We start from the raw sequence: 2,593 nt of genomic DNA, 5'->3' as shown, positions 1-2,593 counted from the left end.
TGGGTTCCTGCGCGAAAGACTTGCCGCGCCGCACTGTCGGCCGGTGGCATTGTCTTCTTGAGGTCCGCCCCAGTGCAGAACGCGCGATCTCCCGCGCCTGTGAGAACGAGTACCCGCAGCGCCTCGTCGTTCGACACCTCTTCCCAAATGTCGAGTAGTTGCTGATTCGACTCCGGATCAATTGAATTCATCGCCTCGGGTCGATTCAAGGTAACGATGGCGACGCCATCTTGGACTGTCTTATTGATAGGCATTGAATTACTTCACTTGCTGGTATTGGACATAGCTGCGACTGCCTCAATGTCTTCAGACGGCATGCCTAGTTCGGCAAGCACCTCACGGGTGTGCTGTCCAAGTATGGGGGCGGCACTTCTTGCTTGAGGATGTTCGCCAACCGCACCCAACACGCTGCGCGGCATGGTCAGAACTCCTGCAACTGGATGCTCAAGGCGCTCGGTGAGCGCGGCCTCGACAAAGGGCTTGGACCGCGTTACTTCTGCGTAGTCGTTTATCGCGCCGCAAATAATGTCCACGGCAGTGAACTTCTCGAGCCAATAAGAACGGGGATGAGCAAGCATCCGAGTTTCGAGCAGATGAAGCAGCGCCTCACGGTGTTGAAGCCGGCTCTTGTTCTCAGCGAAGCGAGGATCGATTGCCAGCTCCGGCGCTCCGATAGCGACACACAACGCCTGCCATCTTGCGGGGTGATATGCCGCTACCATGATCCATCCATCGGCACAGGGCAGCGCTTCGTTCGGCGTTGAATAGGGCGCTGCGCTCCCCTGGGGACCTGGTACTTCGCCATCCGCCAGATAGGAGGCGAAACTCACGTGCTGCAGTGCGATCGCACTCGCAAACATGCTAGCTTCTACGTGTTGCCCTGTGCCCGTGCGCTGTCGCTCGGCAAGAGCGGCCAAAACAGAAATGGTGGCAAGCGACCCTGTCATCAAGTCGACCACCGGCACCGGAACCTTGCACGGAGCACCATCCCTTGCCCCTGTGACGCTCATCAGGCCGCTAACTGCCTGAAGCACCCCGTCCACGCCCGGCAGGTCTTTTCCGGTCCCTTGTTGGCCATAGGCAGAAACCGAGCAATAAATCAGCCGCGGGTTATTTACAGACACCGTGCCGTAGTCCAGTCCCAATCGAGCCATGACGCCAGGGCGAAAGCTCTCCACAACAACATCTGCTTCGGCGATCAGCCTCTGCGCAATTTGCCGATGTACCGGCTGCTTGAGGTCTAGCACGATGCTGCGCTTGTTGCGATTGAGCGCCAGAAACGGAATGCCCTCGCCGTGTACCCATGGGGAGAGCGCCCGGGAGAGGTCGCCTGTGGGAGCCTCGATCTTTACAACATCGGCGCCGAGATCGGCCATGCACAAGGTACAGGTTGGTCCTGCCATCACCTGGGTGAAGTCGATCACCCGAATACCCTTAAGTGAGTTCGCCAGCATCCTATGAGCCCATTTCAATGTGGTGTGCTCGGATAATCGGTTCCCACTTGGCCCGTTCTAGTTGCAGCATGCGTTGGTACTGCTCTTGAGTGACGGCCATGGGCTCAAGTCCCGCAGCAGTGAGACTGGTCCGAACTTGAATATCCTGTAGGGCTTTGGTAACCTCTCCGTGCAAACGTCCTACGACGGTCTTCGGAACATCTTTCGCAACGCAAACGTCATACCAGTAGCTTGCGTCGTAGCCATTCACTCCGCCTTCTGCCAGCGTCGGGATCTCGGGTGCCAGTTCAGAGCGCTTTGCGCTACCCACACCCAATACTTTCAACTGGCCACTTCGAGTAAATTGAATTGCGGTTGATAGTCCGACAATCGCAAGTGGTAAGTGCCCACCAATAACGTCTTGAACGGCAGGAGCCGTACCTCTGTAGCCAACATGTGTCAATTGCATTCCAGCCATTGATGCGAGCAGTACACCAGCCAAATGATGTGGGGTAGCCGGACCAGGCGTCCCGTAGTTAACACCTGGGTTCTCTTTGACATAAGAGATCAGTTCGGCGACGTTTCTGGCAGGAACCTTGCTACCTGCGATCAAAACAATCGGCACGCTGGCCAAAGGCGCTACCGGCACCAGGTCCGTGGCGGCGTCGAATGGCAACTTGCTATTCAGGAGATTCAGTAGCGATGTGATGTTTGAGCCCGTCGTTAACGTGTATCCGTCGGGCTTGCTTCGCAAAAGCTCGTTATAGGCTAGTACGGCACCCGCACCAGGCTTGTTTTCTACGACGATTGGTTGGTTCAACTGCTCACTCAGCTTCTTCATCACAACTCGTGCAGCTAAGTCGGTCCCTCCACCTGCTGTATATGGGACAAGTAGTCTGAGTGGCCTTGACGGGTATGACTGCCCGAAAGTTGGCATCGCTGCTACAGGCCCAAGTGCCAAGATAGATCTAATAAGTGTTCTGCGCTTCACGGCGGCTGCCCTCTTGTTCTTTGCCGTCAAACAGAGGGACTACTGAGGCTGCGTCCACCGCAGACATACAGAAGTTGTCCAGTGACGTAGCTCGAGCCAGGTTCCGCAAAGAACCGGACGGCGCGAGCAATATCATCCGGCTGACCAATGCGCTCCATGGGCACAGTCT

Annotated in this window: 4 protein-coding genes; all 4 read right to left on the bottom strand. The window is 56.5% G+C overall.

Annotated features, from left to right (window positions below; all coding sequences use genetic code 11):
• On the bottom strand, positions 1 to 254 hold a 254-nt coding region (locus tag DNK89_RS23215; protein WP_161958972.1), incomplete at its 3' end, for an enoyl-CoA hydratase/isomerase family protein.
• Between the two features lie 9 nt (positions 255 to 263).
• A complete protein-coding gene (locus tag DNK89_RS23210; RefSeq protein ID WP_110961998.1) occupies positions 264 to 1,454 on the bottom strand; it encodes a CaiB/BaiF CoA-transferase family protein in 1,191 nt (396 codons plus the stop codon).
• A 1-nt stretch (position 1,455) separates the two neighbouring features.
• On the bottom strand, positions 1,456 to 2,274 hold the full coding sequence (locus DNK89_RS23205; RefSeq protein ID WP_161958971.1) for a tripartite tricarboxylate transporter substrate binding protein: 819 nt from the start codon (positions 2,272 to 2,274) through the stop codon (positions 1,456 to 1,458).
• Between the two features lie 176 nt (positions 2,275 to 2,450).
• Positions 2,451 to 2,593 (bottom strand): SDR family oxidoreductase (locus tag DNK89_RS23200; protein WP_153064316.1); only part of this gene is annotated, 143 nt, incomplete at its 5' end.

The sequence above is a fragment of the Acidovorax sp. ST3 genome, from assembly GCF_003231145.1.
In the GTDB taxonomy this organism is placed as follows: domain Bacteria; phylum Pseudomonadota; class Gammaproteobacteria; order Burkholderiales; family Burkholderiaceae_C; genus Acidovorax.
This window is presented reverse-complemented; position numbering and strand designations above follow the sequence as displayed.

Bases quoted from the DNA above. Each gene is read 5' to 3' on its own strand.
- DNK89_RS23210 (WP_110961998.1), bottom strand. From the start codon at position 1,454: ATGCTGGCGAACTCACTTAAGGGTATTCGGGTGATCGACTTCACCCAG.
- DNK89_RS23205 (WP_161958971.1), bottom strand. From the start codon at position 2,274: ATGAAGAAGCTGAGTGAGCAGTTGAACCAACCAATCGTCGTAGAAAAC.